Here is an 18,210-nt window from a genome sequence, read left to right on the forward strand (position 1 = left end):
AAAAGGGCGGGCCGTCGGCAAAACCGACGGCCCGCCCCCATGCTGTGCCGTTCTACGGCGTCTTCTTCGTCACCTGGAGGTCGGCGGTGGGCTCCTCCACCCTGCCGCCGGGGGTCCCCGCGGTGCTGTGGTTGTTGGCCGCCACCGGGTCCCGGGTCACCGAGTGCACGACGGCGGTGTTGCGGATGTCGCTGCCGTCGCCGGTGTAGTCCGGGTCGAGCTTCACCCTGAACACCCAGGTCACGGATGCCCCGGGAGCAAGGGTGGCCTGCGGTCCGCAGTCGACCGCGTCGCCCGACATGCACTCGTCGTCGGAGGCCACGAAGGTCAGCGACGAGGGCAGGGTGTCGGTCACCCTGACCTCCTCGGCCTGCGAGGGTCCGTTGTTGGTGACCGTGACCTGGTAGTCGAAGGACTCACCGGGCGCGATCGGGTCGGTGGTCACCGGCTTCTTGACGATCGCCAGGTCGGCGGAGGGAGCCGCGACCTGTCCGCCGGGCACGGTGGCCGTGTCGGTGTCGTTCTCGCCGGCCGGGTCGATGTTGTCGGCGGTGACGCGGGCGGTGTTCAGCAGATCACTGCCGTCGCCCTTGTACGCCGGGTCGATCCGGACGGTGAGGGTGTACTCGATGGTCTCGCCGACCCGCAGCGGGGTGGCCCGGCGGCAGGAGACCGCGAGACCGGAGACCGTGCACCCGGCGGGCGAGGACGAGACGTAGGTCAGGCCCGGGGGCAGTTCGTCGGAGAGGCGCACATTGAGCGCGTCGGCCGAGGGTCCGTTGTTGGTGATGGTGATGCGGTAGTCGAAGGTCTGGCCGGGGATCGGCGCGACCGTGCCGACGGCTTCCTTGGTGACCGCGAGGTCCGCGTACGGCTGGTTGACCGCGCTGCCGGGGAGTCCGGCGGGCGGGCTGGTGTTGTTCCCGGGCACGGGGTCGGTGGTGTCCGACGTGGCGGTCGCGGTGTTGGCGATGTCCGAGCCGTCGCCCCGGTAGTTGGGGTCGAGCCGGACGGTGAAGCGCCAGGTTTTGGCCGCCCCGGGCGCGAGGACCGCCTGCGGGCCGCAGGAGACGTTCTGGCCGGTCGCGGTGCAGCCGTCGGGTGAGGAGACGAAGGCCAGCGGGGTGGGGAGGGTGTCGGCGAGCCGCACGGCCAGGGCCTGCGAGGGGCCGTCGTTGGTGACGACGACGGTGTACTCGAAGGTCTGTCCGGGCGAGATCGGGGTGCTGGTCGTCGGCCGCTTGATGGTCCAGATGTCGGCCTGCGGCCGGGTGACCCCGCCGGGCGGCAGCACGGGCGGCGAGGTGTTGTCGGTCGGGTTGGGGTCGGTGGAGTCGGAGGTGGAGGTGGCGGTGTTGCGCAGATTGGTGCCGTCGCCGGAGTACGCCTCGCTCAGCTTCACCCGGAACACCCAGGACACACTGGCCCCGGGCGGGAGCACGCCGAGCGGACCGCAGGTGACCCGCTGGCCCGCCGCGACGCAGGGGTCGGCGGAGGAGACGAAGGTGATCCCGGCGGGCAGATTGTCGGTCGCGGTGACGTTGCGGGCGTCCGAGGGGCCGGTGTTCTGGGTGGTGATCCGGTACTCGAAGTCCTCGCCGGGCACGATCGGCCCGCTGCCCAGCGCTTCCTTGACGGTGTTGATGTCGGAGACGGGGTCGAAGGGGCCGATCGGGGAGACCGGGTCGGTCTTGTTGTTGCCGGGGTCCGGGTCGACCGACTCCGAGGTGCCGGTGGCGGTGTTCCCGAGATCGCTTCCATTGCCCTGGTACGAGGGGCTGAGCTGGACCACGAAGGTCCAGGTCTTGACCTCGCCCACGCTCAGCTGGGGCTCCGGGCCGCAGGTCACGATCCGTCCGGCGGCGGTGCAGCCGTCGGAGGAGGAGACGAACTCCAGGCCCTCGGGGAGGGTGTCGGTCGCGGTGACATTGCGCGCCACCGACGGACCGTTGTTCCGGGCGGTCAGGGTGTAGGTGACCAGTCCGCCCGGGGGCACCGCGGCCGCCACCCCGGGGGCTCTGGCGAGCCGTGTCACCACCTCGGCGGCGGTCGCGGGGGCGACCAGCGGCACCGCGACGGCGTACCCCGTGCCGGAGCACAGCGTCACCGCGCAGACCAGGGCGGCCACCGCCGCCCTCGCCCCCGGGAGCCGGCGTTTCATCCATCTCATCTGGCATCGATTCCGTTCATGATCCGGAGCCGTACACGAACTGTGCGGCTCACCGGCCCTTCGAGCGGCCGAGGTCAGCCAGTCGGCTAGTCCGCCCGCTTGGTGAGCACCAGATCAGCGGTGGGCGGGGTCACCCGGCCGCCGGGCGGGCCCGACGTACCGCTGTTGTTGGCGCTGTTGGGGTCCTCGGTGGCCGAGCCGACGGTGGCGGTGTTCCGCAGATTCGAGCCGTCGCCGGAGTAACCGGCGTCCAGCCGTACGCGGAACGTCCAGCTCACCGAGGCTCCGGGAGGGAGGCCCGCGACCGGGCCGCAGAGCACATTGCGGCCGGTGGCGGTGCAGCTGTCCGAGGAGGAGACGAAGGTCAGCGCCGTCGGCAGCGGATCGCCGATCCGCACCTGACGGGCGGCCGACGGGCCGTCGTTGGTGACGGTGACCGTGTACTCGAAGGTCTGGCCCGGTGAGACGGGCGCCGTGGTCACCGTCTGTTTCGCCGTCCGCAGATCCGCCCTGGGGACCGTCACCCCGCCCGGCGGCGGGGCGCCCGCCGAGATGTTGTTGGCGGTGTTGGGGTCGCTGACGTCATGGACGACGGTCATGGTGTTCAGCAGATCGGAGCCGTCGCCGGTGTACGTGGGGGCGAGCCGCACCCGGATGGTCCAGGAGATGGACCGGCCCGCGGGCAGGCTGCTGTACACCGGGCAGCCGATGTTCTGACCGGTCGCGGTGCAGCCGCTGGGCGAGGAGACGAAGGTGAGCCCGGCGGGGAGGGTGTCGGCGATCCGTACGTTGGTGGTGTCCGACGGCCCGTTGTTCTGCGCCGTGAGCTGGTAGTCGAACTGCTGGCCGGGGGTGATGGGCCCGGTGCCGACACCGGATTTGAGCGCGGCCACATCGGCCCGCGCGGTGACGGTGGTGGTCGCCGTCGCCGAGTTGTCCGCGTCGTTGGTGTCGGAGCGGTTCGCCGGGGCGGTGACGGTCGCGGTATTGCTCAGGGTGGTCGGCTGGGCGGGCGCGGTGCCGGTGATCGTGTACGTGGCGGAGCCGTTGCGCAGCAGATCCACCAGGGTGTCGATGGTGTTGCCGCTGCCGGAGCTCTGCCGGCAGAGGCTGCCCGCGCTCGCGACGCAGCTCCAGGTCACTCCCGTGAGCCCGGGGACGGTGTCCCTGACGATCGCGCCGGGGACGCCGTTGGCGTCGCTGTTGGAGACCGTGACGGTGTACGTCACCTGGCCGCCGCCCGCCGGGACGGTGGCGGGGCTGCCGGTCTTGGTGACCGACAGATTCGCCGGGACGTTGATCTTCAGATCGCCGATCTCATGGATGTTGGTCGCGCCGCCGGTGCCGCCGGAGAAGCCGACCTTCAGGGTCGACGGCAGGGCGGGCTGATTGGCGATGGTGCTCACGTCGAAGTCGGTGATCAGTTGGTTCATCGGCGTACCCGGTCCGGTGTCGGACCAGAGCGAGACCAGCAGCCGGCCCGCGCGGGGCATCACGGTGACCCGGACGGTGCGGTAGTCGCCCCGGCTGCTGGTCTCGACCGTGCCGCCGGGGCCGTTCACGGCGGTGCCGTAGCGGTAGCCGGTGGTCCCGTTGCCGCCGCCGCGCAGCACGATCCGGTTGGCCTGGCTGCCGGGGCCGCCGTTGCCGACCTGGACGGAGGAGAAGTTGCCGAACTCGTCGACGCCGATGCCGAGGAACGCGCCGGGGACGCCCGAGCGGTTGCAGTTGGGCGGACCGCCGCCGCAGGCGTAGCCGAGGCTGCCGCCGGGGGCTCCGGTGCCGTTCGGGGCGGTGCCGTCGGCGAGGAAGAAGGCGAGGCCGTCGCCGCGCCTGCCGTCGAAGGCGGTGCCGCCGTAGGTGGCGTAGGTGAACTCGGCGACGATGCCGAGGCTGGTGGAGAAGGAGTCGTTCATCTCCCAGGCCCCGGCCTGGGAACTGGCCGCGCTGGTCAGCCGGAGCCAGCCGCCGGGCTGGAAGGTGGCGGAGCCCACGGCGGTGCCGAGGCTGCCCACGGCCGAGTCGAAGGGCTCGTGGACGGGGAAGTTCAGCGCGCGGGGCTGCTGTCGCTGCTGCTGGTGGGCGGTGCGGGCGGCGCGGTCCTCGTCGAGCGCGGTGGCGTACTGGGGCAGCAGGCAGAGCAGCATCCCGCACACCGTGGCCAGGGCGAGCCGCCGGCGGACGCCGACGGCCCCGGCGCGGGCCGATCCCCGGGTGAATTTCATTCCGCAGACCCTCATCTCGAAAACGGTGGGCAGGGCGGCCGTGCGGGCTCAGCGCCGGGTGCTGCGGCGGGCGAGGACCACGAGGGCGCCGCCGGCGGCCAGCGTCAGCCCGGCGGACCAGGGGAGCCAGCGGGGCAGCTCACGGCCGGTGCTGGGGAGCTGGGGACGGCCGCCGGGGTGGGGGTGGCCCGGGCCCGTGGGGTCCGTCGGGCGGGGCGGGTGGGTCGGCCGGGACCCGTGCTTGAGATACAGCGGGCCGCCGTCGGGGGCGGTGGTCCCGGACGCGTTCCGGTTGTTGCCCGGGACCGGGTCGGCGGTGGTGGAGGTCACCGACGCGATGTTGTCGATCTCGGTGCGGTGACCGCCGCCGTGCCCGCCGTCGCCGCCGCCGTAGCGCGGCGCGTTCTCCCGTACCCGTACGACGATCTCGTACGTCACCGACTCTCCGGCCGGGAGCCGGTCGAGCGGCGGACAGCTCACGGTCCGGCCGAAACCGCCGGACGGCGCGCAGCCGCCGGGCGAGGAGACGAACCGCAGCTCCTCGGGGAGCGGGTCGGTGACCTGGACGTTCCGGGCGGTGGCCGGGCCCTTGTTGTGGACCGTGAGGCGGTAGGTGAAGGTCTCGCCGGGGGTGACCGAGTTCCGCCCGTCGGGGAGCAGCGCGGTCTTGCGGAGGGAGAGGTCGGCCTTGCCCGCGCCGGGCGGCACATGGATGCCGGTGGTCGACGCGGTGTTGTTGGCGGGGTAGGGGTCGGCGGTCTGGGAGTCGACGGCGACGATATTGGTGATGTCGGAGCCGTCGCCGGTGTAGTCGTCCACGAGGGCGACGGTGATCAGCCAGGTGTGGGTGGCGCCGACGGCGAGCGAGGCCAGCGGGCCGCAGGTGATGGTCCGGCCCTGGGCGGTGCAGCCGTCCGGGGAGGAGACGAAGGTCAGCTGGGGCGGGAGTTCGTCGGTGATCACGACGTTCACGGCCTGGGAGGGGCCGTGGTTGAGGGCCGTGATCCGGTAGTCGAAGACTCCGTCCGCGTTGACGGGCCGCTCGGCGCGGGCCGCCCCGGCGGTGGCCGCGGGCGGTTCGACGGGCCTGGTGACGGGGGCCGGGGCGGCGGCCCCGGGAGCCGCCTCGGGGCTCGCGGCCTGGGCGGTGGCGGCGGGGCCGACCTCGGTGTGGAGCGCGAGGTCGGCGCGCTCTCCGGGGGCGGCCTTGCTGTCAGGGGTGGGACCGGGAGTGGTCCCTGCGGGCGTCCGCGCGGGCGTCTGTACGGGGAGCTGTACGGGCCTCAGGGCCGGCGTCGGGTGGGACGACGGGGAGCCGTCGGCCGACGGGGAGGCCGAGGCCGGGGAGGCGGCGGCCGGGGCGTCGGCCCCCGGGGTGGCCGAGGCGCTCGCGCCCGGGGCCGAGATCAGCGCGCCCGCCGCCAGCACGCAACAGGCGGCGATGACTCCACCGGCCCTGCGCGCTGCCGTCGCGGACCGTCCGTGGACGCTTCTCATGCGGGATGCCCTCCGTGCTCACCGGTCGATGATTCACCGAGACCACCACTCCCCACCCCCGCGCCTTTTATCTGATAACCACTCAGAATTCCTCATAATGCACTAGCGGCAGCATATGACTTGAATCAGGACATGACAGAGGGGCGGGTCCACGGCGTCTCCGCCGCGCGCCCGCCCCTCACCCGCTCACACGCTCAGCCGGCCAACACCGGGAGCCAGACGTCGTTGGTCTCGCCGTCGGCGCTACAGGTGTACTGAATCAGGTTCCGGCCCTGGCCGACGCCGCCCTCGACGTTGAGACACTTGCCGCTGGACTTGACCACGAGCTGGTAGCCGATGCCCTTGGGCACGAACTTCCACTGCTCGTTGTCGTCGGTGCCGCAGGGCCACTGGATGATCCGGGCCCCGTCCTCGTGCGAGGACTCCCGGACGTTGAGGCACTTGCCGCTGTGCTCCGCCTTGAAGCGGTAGTAGCCGCTGCCGGTGGCCTCCGGCTCCCAGCGCTGGTTCTCCTGGCCGTTGAGGGCCCACTGGACCACCTCGGCCCCGTCGTCGCCCGAAGCCCCCGCGACATCCGCGACCTGCCCCGGGTCACTGGCCAGCCGAAGCGTCACCAGCTCCGCCGACACGGCCAGCTTCGCCGGACTCGCCGCCCCCGGACTCGCCGCAGCCGGACCCAGCAGACCGAGAGTCATCGCCGCGCCCGCCATCAGCGCCACCGCGCCCGCCGTCAGAGACCGCCGAGAAGCTGTAGTCATGAACTCTCCCTCGCTCCACGCCATTTCCCGTGAGGGGATGGCGACTCTCCGTGTTGGCCGGTATGCATTGCCAGCCGCCCGGGCCCGCATGCGCCGATCCCGGCGAATGCTCCATTGGAGTGAATGGGGGCGTTGCCTTGACACAGAGGCGCCGGGGCGGGAAACCCGCCCGGGCGCCTCTGGATGGAGCATGACCTAGAGGAAGGAGTTGATCTCGATCGTCTCGGTACGGCCGGGGCCGACGCCGATCGCCGAGATCGGCGCGCCGGACATCTCCTCCAGCGCCTTCACATAGGCCTGCGCGTTCTTCGGCAGGTCGTCGAAGGTCTTCGCCTTGGTGATGTCCTCGGACCAGCCGGGCAGCTTCTCGTAGATCGGCTTCGCGTGGTGGAAGTCCGTCTGCGAGTAGGGCAGCTCCTCGACGCGCTTGCCGTCGATCTCGTACGCGACGCAGACCGGGATCTCCTCCCAGCCGGTGAGCACGTCCAGCTTGGTGAGGAAGAAGTCCGTCAGACCGTTGACCCGGGTCGCGTAGCGCGCGATCGGGGCGTCGAACCAGCCGCAGCGGCGGTCACGGCCGGTGGTCACACCGCGCTCGCCGCCGATACGGCGCAGCGCCTCGCCGTCCTCGTCGAACAGCTCGGTCGGGAACGGGCCCGCGCCGACCCGGGTGGTGTAGGCCTTGAGGATGCCGATGACCCGGGAGATCTTCGTCGGGCCCACGCCCGCGCCCGTGCACGCGCCGCCGGCGGTCGGGTTCGAGGAGGTGACGAAGGGGTACGTGCCGTGGTCCACGTCGAGCAGGGTGCCCTGGCCGCCCTCGAAGAGGACGACCTTGCCCTCGTCGATGGCGTCGTTGAGGATCAGCGTGGTGTCCGCGACATACGGCTTGAGCTGGTCCGCGTACTGAAGCATCTCCTCGACGATCCGGCCGGACTCGATCGCCCGGCGGTTGAAGACCTTCGCGAGGAGCTGGTTCTTCTGCTCCAGGGCGGCGTCGACCTTCTGGACCAGGATCGACTCGTCGTAGAGGTCCTGGACCCGGATACCGACACGGTTGATCTTGTCGGCGTAGGTCGGGCCGATGCCCCGGCCCGTGGTGCCGATCTTCCGCGTCCCGAGGAACCGTTCCGTCACCTTGTCGAGGGTGACGTTGTACGGCGTGATCAAATGCGCGTTTCCGCTGATCAGGAGCTTGGACGTGTCAACGCCGCGGTCGTTCAGCCCGCTCAGCTCGGAGAGCAGGACGGCCGGGTCGACCACAACTCCATTGCCGATGACCGGGGTGCACCCCGGGGAGAGGATTCCGGAAGGGAGCAGATGAAGCGCGTATTTCTGGTCGCCGACGACGACCGTGTGGCCGGCGTTGTTGCCGCCCTGGTAACGCACCACATAATCCACTGATCCACCGAGGAGGTCGGTGGCCTTTCCCTTGCCCTCGTCACCCCACTGAGCACCGAGCAGCACAAGTGCGGGCACAGGCGTACACCCCTTCCGGGCGGGGCATGTCCAAGGTCAGGGGGCGTGAGCCGTGCCTGAGTCCGCGGACCGGTTGCCCCGGAATAGACGAAGCCCCTGGCGCAATAGCGCAAGGGGCTCTTGCACAAAGATGCTACCCGAGGAAGGACCGAGGTGTCGGCTCACGACCAGCTGCTGGTGGTCATCGACCCGGTCGCCCGCCGAAGTGACGGCGAGTCCGTTCGGATCGCGAAGGATGTTCTGTGCGGCGGGTCGGAGGCGAAAATCTGTCTTCCGGAGGGGCCCGAGGAGTTCGCGCGGGCGCTGGCCCGCCGGGGTTCGCGGCGGCCGGTGGTGATCGGGGACGACCGGGCGCTGCTGCGCGCGGTGTCCCTTCTGTACCGGGACCGCTGGCTCGGCGACGGGGCGCTGTCGCTGATTCCGGTGGGTCCGGCGGTGGAGCTGGCGCACTCCCTGGGGGTGCCGCCGGGGCCGGTGGCCGCCGCGCGGGCGGTGCTGGACGGGGTGGTGCGGCGGCTGGATCTGCTGGTCGACGAGAGCGACGGGGTGGTGGTGGGGGATCTGACGATCCCCGCCTCGCCCGTCCCGGTGGGGGCGGGGACGGTGTGGGGGGCCTGCCGCCATCTGGCGCGGTCGCTGGTGCGGCCCGCCCCGGTCCCGGCGGCCCGGATCCATCGCCAGCGGCTGCGGGTGGAGGCGGACGGGATGGTGCTGGCCGATCTGAACCGCGAGGTGGAGGGGGTGACGGTCCGCACCGCCGGGGGCCGGGCGGAGGTCCTGATCCAGCCGGGCGGATCCGGGGAGCCGCTGACCGCCAAGGCGCTGACCGTGACCGTCTCCGGCCCCGACTTCCGCTACCGCGCCGACACCCAGGTCACCGGCCCCGTCCGCACCCGCACCTGGACCCTCCGCCCGGGCGCCTGGGGCCTCACCCTGCCCTACCAGCCGCCCCCGTGACCGGGCCGGGGCCGCCCGGGCCCGACCGGGGCCGGGCCCGCAGCCGCAGCGCCAGCGGCTGGAAGGCCCGCGGCGGCCCCTCGGGCCGGGGGCACCCCTGCACCGCCGTCCGCTCGCGAGACACACCCCCCGCGACCGGGCCGCCGAGAGCGGGCGGGGATTTTCCCCGGCCGGTGGCGTACCGCGCCGGAGACGGCAGGCCGGGGGCACCCCGTACCCCGCCGCCGCGCGCGGCCCGCACCACGCCCCCGCGACCGAGCCGGACGGCTACACCCCGCCGAAAGTGCGGCGGCGGTGGTCGCGCCAGCGGTCCAGCAGGAGGGGGAGTTCGCGCTGGAGGAACTCGAAGAACTCCAGGGTCTCGGCGAGCCTGCGGCCGCCCGCCGAGTCCGGGCCGAGGCTCGCCACGCCCTCGCGCATGGTGTCCTCCCACTTCTTGATGATCTGGTCGCGGTGGGCCAGCGCCTCGTACCACTGGTTGCTGTGCACCCGGTACCGCTCGCGGCGGGAGCCGGGCTCCCGCTCGCGGGAGACCATGCCGACGTGGGCGAGATAGCGGACCGCGCCGGAGACCGCCGCCGGGCTGACCTTCAGCTGCTCGCCCAGCTCGGCCGAGTTCATCGCCCCGGAGTCCGAGGCGAGCAGCGCGGCGAAGATCCGTGCGGGCATCCGCGCCATCCCGGCCTCGGCGAGCTGCCCGGCGAACCGCTCCACGAAGGCGGAGACCAGCTCCGGGTCCTGCTTCCGGCCCTGCTCGGCGGCGTCCTGTTCCGTCGTCATGCCCGTGATCCTCTCCCGGCCCGCCCCTCAACCCAACTTTATACGGTTCCTTAACTTCACAAATTTGTGAAACAAGCGTAGTTTCCGAATATGACGAAGGCCATCACGGTCGACGGACTGCACAAGTCGTTCGGCCGGACGCACGCCCTCACCGGGCTCGATCTCACCGTCGACACCGGCGAGGTCCACGGTTTCCTCGGCCCCAACGGGGCCGGCAAGTCCACCGCCGTCCGGGTGCTGCTCGGACTGCTGCGCGCCGACGCGGGGGACGTCCGGCTGCTCGGCGGGGACCCCTGGCGCGACGCGGTCGCGCTGCACCGCCGGATCGCGTACGTCCCCGGCGATGTGACCCTGTGGCGGAACCTCTCCGGGGGCGAGGTCATCGACCTCTACGGCCGACTGCGCGGCGGGCTCGACCCTGGCCGCCGCGCCGAGCTGATCGAACGCTTCGAACTCGACCCCACCAAGAAGGGGCGCACCTACTCCAAGGGCAACCGCCAGAAGGTCGCCCTGGTCGCCGCCTTCGCCTCCGACGCGGAACTCCTCGTCCTCGACGAGCCGACCTCCGGACTCGACCCGCTGATGGAGGGCGTCTTCCAGAGCTGTGTGGCCCAGCAGCGCGACCGGGGCCGGACCGTACTGCTCTCCTCCCACCTCCTGAGCGAGGTGGAGACCCTCTGCGACCGCGTCAGCATCATCCGCGCGGGCCGGACCGTGGAGACCGGCTCCCTCGCCGAGCTGCGCCATCTCACCCGTACCAGCGTCACCGCCGAACTCGCCGGACCGCCGAACGGCCTCGCCCGCCTCCCCGGGGTCCACGGCCTCGACATCCGGGGCCACCAAGTGCGGCTCCAGGTCGACACCGACAAGTTTGACGCGGTGCTGCGCGCGCTCACCGCGTCCGGGGTGCGGTCACTGATCAGCACCCCGCCGACGCTGGAGGAGCTGTTCCTGCGCCACTACACGGACGAGGCGGGGTCGCGATGACCACCGGCGCCCGCCCCCTGGCAGGCACCGGAGCCCTCCTCGGGCTCGCGCTCCGCCGCGACCGGGCCATGCTCCCGCTGTGGGCCGGGCTGCTCTCGCTGACCGTCGTCAGCGGCGCGGGCACGGTCGGCTCGCTCTACGCCACCGCCGCCGAACGCGCGGACCTCGTGCGCTCGCTGGCCGTCAACGGCTCGCTGCGCGCGATGCTCGGCCCCGCCTTCGGCGACTCCCTCGGCGCGCTCGTGAGCTGGCGCTTCGGCGTCTTCGCCGCGCTGGCCGCCGCCGCGCTGAGCCTGATCCTCGTGGTGCGGCACACCCGGGAGGAAGAGGAGAGCGGCCGGCAGGAGATGCTCTCCTCCGCGATGGTGGGACGGCGCGCGCCGCTCACCGCCGCCCTGCTCACCGCGCTCATCGCCAACACCGCGCTCACCGGGGCCATCACCGCCGGGCTCGCCGGACCCACCGGCTCCGCCACCGGGGCCCTCGCCCTGGGCCTGGCCGTCGGACTGACCGGCATGGCCTTCGCCGGGCTCGCGGCGATCGCGGCCCAGCTCACCGAGAGCGCCCGCGCGGCGAAGGGCCTGACCGCCGCCGCGCTCGGCCTCGCCTACGCGCTCCGGGCGGCGGGCGACTCGGCCACCGCCGACGGCTCCGCCGTACCGACCCGGCTCTCGCCGCTGGGCTGGGCGGAGCAGATCCGCCCGTACGCCGGTGAGCGCTGGCAGTTCGCCGCCCTGCTCGCGCTCGCCGCGCTGGCGCAGATCGCGGTGGCGTACGCGCTGACCGGGCGGCGCGACATCGGCATGAGCTTCCTGCCCTCGCGGCCCGGACCGGCCGCCGGACGGATCGCGGGCCCCACCGGGCTCGCCTGGCGGCTCCAGCGGGGCGCGCTGCTCGGCTGGAGCGCCGCCTTCCTGGCCGGCGGGATCGCCTTCGGCTCGCTGGCCTCGGGCGTGGCCACTCTGGTCGGCGAGAACGAGAGCACCCGGGAAATCTTCGAGCGGATGGGCGGGCAGAGCGGTCTCACCGATGCCTTCCTCGCCTCGATGACCGGGCTGTTCGGCCTGGTCGCCGCTGTGTACGCGACCTCCTCGGTCCTCCGGGCGCACAGCGAGGAGACCGGCGGACGCGCCGAACCCGTCCTCGCCGGCCCGGTCGGCCGCGCCCACTGGGCGGCGGGCCATCTCGCCCTCGCCCTCGGCGGCTCGGCCCTGATCCTCGCCGCCGCCGGACTCGGCATGGCCCTCGGCCACGGCACCGCCCCCGGCCCGCTCCTGGGCGCGGCCCTGTCCCAGCTCCCCGCCGTCTGGCTGCTGGGCGGGCTCGCCATGGCGCTGTACGGGGTGCTCCCCCGGGCCGTCATGGCCGCCTGGGCCGCCGTCGGCCTCACCCTGGCCATCGGCTGGATCGGCCCGGCGCTGCGGCTGCCGGACGCCCTGCTGGAGCTGTCCCCGTTCGGCCGTCTCGCCAAGCTGCCGGGGAACCCGATGGAGTGGCGGCCCGCCCTGCTCCTCACGGCCCTCGCCGCCGCCCTGGTCGCCGTCGGCCTGGCGGGGCTGCGCCGCAGGGACCTGCGGAACTGACCTGACCTCAGCCGCCGATCCGCCAGTACAGCTCGGGGTCCGGGGCCGTGCCGCAGGGCGCGAGCCCCAGCCGGGGGCTGCGGTAGCGGTCCTGGTTCACCCGGGGGAAGGTGCGGTCCTCCTGGTGGAGACAGCGGCCCTGGGCCCCGGCGATCCGCCACGCGGACCGCTTCCAGGTGTCGCCGTGCCACGGCTCCCGCCGCCACTTCTGGTCCGTCCGGGACTCCTCGCACCGCAGCAGTACGGGGCCGGAGCGGACGGCGGTCAGACAGTACGCGCCGTGCGCCCGGGGCCTGATCGAGCCGTCGCCGCCGAAGCCCCACCGCTGGGCCCCGGTGCCGTCGCAGCCCGCGATCCCGACCGACCAGGACTGGGGCGCGGACCCCCGTACCCCGAGGCACTGTTCCGGATTCCTGCCGGTGAAGGCGGTCGTACGCCCGATGTCCCCCATGACCTCGCCGGGCCGGGGATCGCGGTGCCGCTGCTCGTACTGGCGTCGCGACCACTCGGCGTGGTCGTGCGGAAGGGGCTTGGTGTAGAGGGACTCGTCCACGCACACCCTTGTCCGGGGGCACTGCCGCTCGGCGTCGTACCAGCGGGCGATCCGCTCCTTCTCGGCCCGCCGGGCCGGGGACAGATTCACCGGCAGCGGGGTCATCGTGTAGGCGAGATAGGCCGTCGGCTCCACCCCGGCGCGGTAGGCGGCCTTACGGAGATAGCGGGCCGCGATGCCGTGGTCGGCGTGGTCCACCCGGCCGTCGAGACCGAAGGCGAAGGAGGCGTTGTCATGGTCGAGGGTGAGGACGCGCCGGGCCCCGCTGAGGCGGATCAGCGAGGTCAGCGTGGTCAGCAGCGCCTTCTCGTCGTAGCCCTCGCCGCGCTGGAACAGCGAGATCTCCCGCCGGTCGCCGGTGAACAGCCGGAGCATGCTGTCCTTCTGGCGCCCCTCGGGCATGCCGTCGTGCAGCCTCATGAAGATCAGCCGCACCTCCGCGCCGGGGGGCCGCCCGGCCAGGGTGAACGACTGGACCACCCTGCCGCCGGTCACCACATCGGCCGGCGTCCAGCGGTCGGCCCCGCCCGCCATCTCCGCGTACGCCTTGCGAACGCCGTTCGCCCGGTTCTCCGCGTAGTTCCGGGCCTCCAGCGGATTGCGCTCCCCGTCGTCCCCGGCGGTGAGATACACGGTGGTGAGGGCGCAGCCGGCCCGGACGGTCCGCTCGATCTCCGGGTTGACGAAGAAGAGGTCGTCGTCCGGGTGGGCGACGCCCACCAGGGTGCGACGGCACCCGGGCGGGTCCTTCGGGAAGGCGGCGGCCCGCGAGGCCGGGGGCTCGCCACTGCCGACGGGCGGCGGCGGCGAGCCCGCCGGAGCGCAGGAAGCCCCTGTCACCGCGCAGAGCAGCAGCGCCGCCAGGGCAGCGGCGCAGCGGCTCAACCGGCCGCTGCCACCCGCTTTCGCCATGTGTACCGCCTTTCACCGCCATTCTTCACAGTTCATGGCGGATCAGCGGTATTTCCCTGCCGTTGGGGCCTGTCCTACAACTCCACCAGCAGCTCGTCCACGCCCCGGATGACATATCCGGGGTTCCACACCGGCTCCCCCGTCAACCGCATCGTCGGGGCCGACCTCAGCAGCTCGCCGAAGGAGGCCAGCAGCTCGATCCGGGCCAGCGGCGCGCCCAGACAGAAGTGGATGCCCGCGCCGAAGGTGATGTGGGGGTTGTCGGCGCGGCCGAGGTCGAGGGCGTCCGGGTCGGTGAAGCGCGCCGGGTCGCGGTTGGCGGAGCCGAAGAGCAGGGCGAGTTCCGAGCCGCGCGGGACGAGCGTGCCGCCGATCTCGATGTCGTCGAGGACCCAGCGCTCGAACATCTGGAGCGGGGTGTCGAAGCGCATCAGCTCCTCCACCGCCGTGGGCAGGAGGGAGTGGTCGGCGCGCAGCTCCGCGAGCTGCCCGGGGTGGCGGAAGAGGGTCCACCAGCCGTTGGCGGTGGTGTTGACGGTGGCCTCGTGGCCCGCGTTGAGCAGCAGCACACAGGTGGAGATCATCTCCTGCTCGCTCAGCCGGTCGCCCTCGTCGTGGGCGGCGATCAGGGCGGAGATCAGATCCTCGCCCGGCGACCTTCTGCGCTCGGCGATCAGGGTGCGCAGATAGTCGGAGAACTCCACCGACGCCGCCACCGCCCGGCGCGCGGTCTCCTCGGAGGGGTTCAGCTCGAACATTCCGCAGATATCGGCCGACCAGGGCCGCAGCAGAGGGCGGTCCGCCTCCGGGACGCCCAGCATCTCGGCGATGACCGCCACCGGCAGCGGCTCGGCGACATCGGCGAGCAGATCGCCGCCGCCCTCCTCGACCACCTTCGCGACCAGCTCGGCGGCGAGCCGCCGTACGGTCGGCTCCAGCGCGGCGACCGTCCTCGGGGTGAACGCCTTGGTGATCAGTCGCCGGATCCTGGTGTGGTCCGGGGCCTCCAGATCGAGGATGCCGTGGTCGTTGAGGGTGTGGAACGGCTCGTGGGCGGCGGGCGGCGGGGTGCGGCCGAACTCCTCGTGGGTGAAGCGGTGCAGATAGGTCCGCCCCAGCCTGCGGTCCCGCAGCAGCGCGGAGACATCCTCGTAGTGCGGTACGAGCCACTGCCGGGTCGGCTCGAACCAGTGCACCCGCCCCTCGCTCCGGAGCCGCTCATACGCGGGGTACGGATTCGCCACGAAGGCGGGCGACCAAGGTTCGAAAAGTACGCTCATAGCGGGACGTTAACGCCCGTACACCGTGCTGACCAGAGGGGAACGGCAAGCTCCACCCGCTCGTGACCTGCGGTTATCCCGGGTGTGTCCCAAGGTCATCCCGGGGTGACCAGCCGTGCCTCATAGGCGAAGACCGCCGCCTGGGTGCGGTCCCGCAGCCCCAGCTTCACCAGCACCCGGCTCACATGCGTCTTGATGGTGGACTCCGCGACCACCAGATGCGAGGCGATCTCCATATTGGACAGCCCCTGGGCTATCAGCACCAGCACCTCCGTCTCCCGCTCGGTCAGCTCCCCGACCCGGGAGACGGAGGCCACCCTCGGCACGGTGCTGAGCTTGGAGAACTCGGTGATCAGCCGGCGGGTCACGGTCGGCGCGAGCAGCGCCTCGCCCGCCGCCACCACCCGTACGCCGTCGGCGAGCTGCCGCGCGGAGGCGTCCTTGAGCAGAAAGCCCGAGGCCCCCGCGCGCAGCGCCTGATAGACGTACTCGTCCAGATCGAAGGTGGTCAGCACCAGCACCTTGGAGCCGCTGTCGGCGGCGACGATCTCGCGGGTGGCCTCGATGCCGTTCAGCTCCGGCATCCGGATGTCCATCAGCACCACGTCGGGCCGCAGCTCGGCCGCCTTGAGGACGGCCTCGCGGCCGTTGACCGCCTCGCCGACGACCTCGATGTCGGGCATCGCGTTCAGCAGTACGGAGAATCCCTCGCGGACCATCATCTGGTCGTCCACGATCATTACCCGGATCGTCATACCGGATCCTCCGCGTTCAGGGCGACGGGGAGGAAGACGGCGACCTCGTAGCCGCCGTCCTCGGTGTCGAGCGCGGTCATCTCACCGCCCAGCATCGACACCCGCTCCCGCATCCCGGTGATGCCGTGTCCCGCTCCCGGCGACGGCTTGACCAGGCCCTTGGCGGCGGTGTTCACGACCCGCAGCCCGAGCCCGCCGAGCACATAGCTGACCTCGACCTTCGCCGAGGAACCCGGGGCGTGCCGCAGGGCGTTGCTCAGCGCCTCCTGGATGATCCGGTACGCCGACAGCTCGACGCCCTGCGGAAGGGTCCGCACCGATCCGGTGACGGTCTTCTCCACATCGAGGCCCGCCTCGCGGACGTTGTCGAGGAGCCGGCCCAGATCGCCGAGGACGGGCTGCGGGGCGTCGGGGGCCTCGTAGTCCTCCGCGCGGACGACGCCGAGGATCCGGCGCAGCTCGGTCAGGGCGGCGACCGCGTTCTCCCGGATGGTGACGAACGCCTTCTCCAGCTCGGGCGGCGGGTTCTCCACCCGGTAGGGCGCGGCCTCGGCCTGGATCGCGACCACGGACATGTGGTGGGCGACCACGTCGTGCAGCTCACGGGCGATGGTGGTGCGCTCCTCCAGCAGGGTGCGGCGGTCGCGCTCCACGGCGGTGACGGACTGCTGGACGGCGACCTCCGCCCTGGCCTCGCGGCGTACGTGCACCACGGTGGTGGCGAGCAGCAGCAGGGCGGCGCAGAAGAGCAGCGGCACGGAGTTGCTCCCGTACCCCGCCCAGTCCAAGAACAGCTCGAAGAGCATCGCGTAGGCGGCGGTCAGCACCCACATCCAGACGGCGGTGCGCGGCCGGGTCCGCAGCGCCACCACCGTCAGCACCGCCAGATGCGCGACGAAGCCGGGCGGTGTCCACGGCCACATGTCCGAGTAGGGCATGAGCGCCATGACGAGCGGGGTGGCTGCCATCGAGGCCCAGAACGCGCCGACCGGGCGGAGCAGCGTCATCGCCACGAGGGCCCCGTAGACCAGGGCGAACAGCAGCAGGAGGGAGCCGCTCCGGAGAGACGTGATCGCGCCCATCGTGATGAACGCCGCCGCCGTGAGCACGGCGGCGTGCGGGGCCCAGACCGCGTGCTTGCGTATCCGCTCCGGGAGCCGGCGGATCAGCGACCCGTCGGGGCGCAGCGGGGGCAGCGGGCGGTAGGCGAAGGCGTCGTGGAGGAGGTCTTGGCGGAGGCCGCTCAGGGCCCCGGAGGCCAGCCGGTACTCAGGGCTTCGGGTCTTCTCGGTCACGTACCAAACGGTACGGGCGGGTACGGACGCGGTCGTCCCGCTGGCTGCGGATACCGCCGCGTCCGTCCTGAGGACTACGTGTAGGTCACACGTCGCCCTTGGCGGCGTCGACGCCTGCGCCCGCACCGGCGGTGAAGACGCCCGCGTGCTCCTTCGCCCACTCGGCGAAGGTGCGCGCCGGGCGGCCGGTGACCCGCTCGACGGTGTCGACGACGGTACGGCCCACCGGCGGGGTGTCGCGGTAGACCATCAGCAGGAAGTCGATGACCTCGTCGGACTGTCCGGCCGCCCGCCAGCGGACGAGGGCCTCCTCCTCGGTCAGCTCCACCAGCCGAATGGCCCCGCCGCGCGCGGCGGCCAGTGTCTCGGTCTTGTCCGCGACGGTCAGCGCCTGCGGCCCGGTGAGCACATACTCCTGTCCGCCGTGGCCGTCCTCGGTGAGAGCGACGGCGGCGACCGCGCCGATGTCGGCCTCGTGGACCATGGCGCTGAGCCGGTCGGTGAACGGCTCGCGCACCTCGCCCTCGGTACGGACGGACTCGGCCCACTCCAGGGCGTTGGACATGAACTCGACCGGCATCAGCACCGTCCACACGAACTCACTGGCGCGGACCGCGTCCTCCAGCGGGGTGGGGCCGCCGCCGTGCAGCACGGTGATGCGGCGGACGCCCGCCTCGCGGGCCAGCTCCAGAATGCGCGGGCCGGTCTCCAGCGGGGTGAAGTACGGCCCGCCGAAGGTGATCAGATGGAGTCCCGTGACGCCCTGGAGGGCGGCGGCGAGGGACTCGGGGTCGGTGAGGTCGCCGCGTACGGTCTCCACCCCGGCGGGGAGGTCCGCACGGGCGGGGTCACGGGTGAGGGCGCGCACCGAGTGGCCTCGGTCCAGCAGTTCGCGGACAAGCTGAGTGCCGACGGTTCCGGTTGCTCCTGTGACGAGATGAGTCATGGGAACACCCTAGGAAGCCTCGCGGTCAGCTGC

General features: G+C 72.3%; 14 protein-coding genes. 3 read left to right on the top strand and 11 right to left on the bottom strand.

The window, feature by feature from the left end; genetic code table 11:
• Window positions 1-52: 52 nt before the first annotated feature.
• The 5 genes from IE247_RS01190 to IE247_RS01210 form a co-directional block, all read right to left on the bottom strand.
• Window positions 53-2,161 carry a DUF11 domain-containing protein gene (locus IE247_RS01190; protein ID WP_190120923.1) on the bottom strand — a complete coding sequence of 703 codons (2,109 nt, stop codon included), beginning with the start codon at window positions 2,159-2,161 and terminating at the stop codon, window positions 53-55.
• Window positions 2,162-2,256: 95 nt separating this feature from the next.
• On the bottom strand, window positions 2,257-4,395 hold the full coding sequence (locus tag IE247_RS01195) for a DUF11 domain-containing protein (protein WP_190120924.1): 2,139 nt from the start codon (window positions 4,393-4,395) through the stop codon (window positions 2,257-2,259).
• Between the two features lie 48 nt (window positions 4,396-4,443).
• Window positions 4,444-5,892 carry a DUF11 domain-containing protein gene (locus tag IE247_RS01200; protein ID WP_190120925.1) on the bottom strand — a complete coding sequence of 483 codons (1,449 nt, stop codon included), beginning with the start codon at window positions 5,890-5,892 and terminating at the stop codon, window positions 4,444-4,446.
• Between the two features lie 194 nt (window positions 5,893-6,086).
• Window positions 6,087-6,650, bottom strand: a complete 564-nt coding sequence (locus IE247_RS01205) for an RICIN domain-containing protein (RefSeq protein WP_190120926.1) — start codon at window positions 6,648-6,650, stop codon at window positions 6,087-6,089.
• A gap of 195 nt (window positions 6,651-6,845) precedes the next feature.
• Window positions 6,846-8,129, bottom strand: coding sequence for an adenylosuccinate synthase (locus tag IE247_RS01210; protein WP_190120927.1), 1,284 nt, complete (start codon window positions 8,127-8,129; stop codon window positions 6,846-6,848).
• A gap of 153 nt (window positions 8,130-8,282) precedes the next feature.
• On the opposite strand from IE247_RS01210, the gene IE247_RS01215 reads away from it, so the two are divergent.
• Window positions 8,283-9,086: a diacylglycerol kinase family protein gene (locus IE247_RS01215; RefSeq protein WP_190120928.1), complete on the top strand. Its 804-nt coding sequence runs from the start codon at window positions 8,283-8,285 to the stop codon at window positions 9,084-9,086.
• Between the two features lie 267 nt (window positions 9,087-9,353).
• On the opposite strand, the gene IE247_RS01220 is transcribed toward IE247_RS01215, so the two are convergent.
• Window positions 9,354-9,866 carry a GbsR/MarR family transcriptional regulator gene (locus IE247_RS01220; RefSeq protein ID WP_190120929.1) on the bottom strand — a complete coding sequence of 171 codons (513 nt, stop codon included), beginning with the start codon at window positions 9,864-9,866 and terminating at the stop codon, window positions 9,354-9,356.
• A gap of 90 nt (window positions 9,867-9,956) precedes the next feature.
• Between IE247_RS01220 and IE247_RS01225 the strand changes: the two genes are divergently transcribed.
• A complete protein-coding gene (locus tag IE247_RS01225; protein ID WP_190120930.1) occupies window positions 9,957-10,853 on the top strand; it encodes an ABC transporter ATP-binding protein in 897 nt (298 codons plus the stop codon).
• Entirely contained in the window at window positions 10,850-12,436 is a 1,587-nt protein-coding gene (locus tag IE247_RS01230) for an ABC transporter permease (protein WP_190120931.1), read from the top strand. Before IE247_RS01225 ends, IE247_RS01230 begins: the two co-directional genes overlap by 4 nt.
• A gap of 7 nt (window positions 12,437-12,443) precedes the next feature.
• Here IE247_RS01230 and IE247_RS01235 read toward each other — a convergent pair whose 3' ends face one another.
• The 5 genes from IE247_RS01235 to IE247_RS01255 form a co-directional block, all read right to left on the bottom strand.
• The gene (locus IE247_RS01235) at window positions 12,444-13,901 is read right to left on the bottom strand and encodes a ricin-type beta-trefoil lectin domain protein (protein ID WP_190120932.1); all 1,458 of its coding nucleotides are present in this window, start codon (window positions 13,899-13,901) and stop codon (window positions 12,444-12,446) included.
• Between the two features lie 74 nt (window positions 13,902-13,975).
• Complete coding sequence (locus IE247_RS01240; protein WP_190120933.1) at window positions 13,976-15,181, bottom strand: cytochrome P450; 1,206 nt, start codon at window positions 15,179-15,181, stop codon at window positions 13,976-13,978.
• 95 nt (window positions 15,182-15,276) lie between these two features.
• Complete coding sequence (locus IE247_RS01245; protein ID WP_190120934.1) at window positions 15,277-15,936, bottom strand: response regulator; 660 nt, start codon at window positions 15,934-15,936, stop codon at window positions 15,277-15,279.
• The gene (locus IE247_RS01250; RefSeq protein WP_190120935.1) at window positions 15,933-17,231 is read right to left on the bottom strand and encodes a sensor histidine kinase; all 1,299 of its coding nucleotides are present in this window, start codon (window positions 17,229-17,231) and stop codon (window positions 15,933-15,935) included. The genes IE247_RS01245 and IE247_RS01250 overlap by 4 nt, the downstream gene beginning before the upstream one ends.
• Window positions 17,232-17,316: 85 nt before the next feature.
• On the bottom strand, window positions 17,317-18,177 hold the full coding sequence (locus IE247_RS01255; protein WP_190120936.1) for an NAD(P)H-binding protein: 861 nt from the start codon (window positions 18,175-18,177) through the stop codon (window positions 17,317-17,319).
• Between the last annotated feature and the right edge of the window lie 33 nt (window positions 18,178-18,210).

Origin of the sequence: Streptomyces inusitatus (genome assembly GCF_014651115.1) — a bacterium.
GTDB lineage: Bacteria > Actinomycetota > Actinomycetes > Streptomycetales > Streptomycetaceae > Streptomyces > Streptomyces amakusaensis.